General features: G+C 70.0%; 2 protein-coding genes. Both read right to left on the bottom strand.

Annotated elements, in window-relative coordinates; translation table 11 throughout:
* Window positions 1–321: hypothetical protein (locus VF092_01480; protein ID HEX6745954.1), on the bottom strand; the 321-nt coding region annotated here is incomplete at its 3' end.
* Window positions 322–685: 364 nt separating this feature from the next.
* The coding region (locus VF092_01485; GenBank protein ID HEX6745955.1) for a hypothetical protein at window positions 686–1,121 on the bottom strand (436 nt) is incomplete at its 5' end.

Genomic DNA, 1,121 nt, shown 5'->3' on the forward strand with positions numbered 1-1,121 from the left:
TGGCAAAGGCACGGGCGGGGCTGGCGGGATCAGGCTCGGCGGGTGGACATGCGTGTGCGGCATGCCGACGTGAAGCACCGTCAGGTACGCCGCCGGGAACGCGGGCATCAGCGCCGCGATCGGCGCGGTCAACATCGCGAAGCCCGTGTTCAGCAATTCGAGGGGCGCGTTCTGCAGCCCCATCACCGCGCCGATACCTTGCTCGACTACGCCGAGAACGCCCTTTTCGGGATCGGGAGCTTCGAAGAACGGCGCGAGGGCGTTGTTGATGACGTCGCCCATCGCGTCGACTTTGGCGTTGCCGGTGTCCGACACCTGCATCGACTTCGCCGCGGAAGCGACGCGCGCTCCGAAGATGCCGCCACCGCCGCCCGCGCCGCCGCCAGCTCCTCCGCCTGCACCGCCGCCAGCTCCTCCGCCCGCACCGCCGCCAGCTCCTCCGCCGCCGCCCGCTCCTCCGCCGCCGCCAGCTCCTCCGCCGCCGCCCGCGCCGCCGCCACCGCCGCCGCCGCCGCTGGCAGAGCCGCCGCCGCCCGCGGGAGCACCGCCGCCAGCAGGGCCCTGACCACCGCCACTGCCGGCCGGGGCACCGCCGCCCGCCGGAGCACCGCCGCCTTCACCAGCGGGGCCGCCACCCGACTCACCCCAACCGCCGCTGGCGCCACCACCGCCGAACTTCCCACCGTTACCCTGCATGCTGCGCGCCCTGTTGCTGCGTGAGCTCGGCCTTTTCGCGTTCGCACGCGTGAGCCTCGCTGAAGAGGTTCGAGAGCCGATACATGGCGATCATGCGATCGAGGATCGCGATCGCGCGTTCGCCGTAGTTGAACTGCTTGGCGAGGTTTTTCCCGTTCGTCCAGGTCTCTTCGGCTTGCTTGAATTTGCCGAGCTGCCACTGCGCTTCGCCCTCTTTTTCCATGGCGTCGCACTTGGTGTACGGGTTCGCGAGCTTGCCGGAACAGGCGCCCGCGTGCTTGAAATAGCCCTCGGCGTCGTCGGCGCGCTGGAGCTCCATCGACGTCGTGCCCGCGCTGTACAGGTTCTGCTGGAGGGAGACCAGGTTGGCGTCTTCCATCGAGAGCGCGATGCCCTGTTGGTAGAACTTGAGTGCTTCCCGCGGC

The sequence above is a fragment of the Longimicrobium sp. genome (assembly GCA_036377595.1).
In the GTDB taxonomy this organism is placed as follows: Bacteria; Gemmatimonadota; Gemmatimonadetes; order Longimicrobiales; family Longimicrobiaceae; genus Longimicrobium.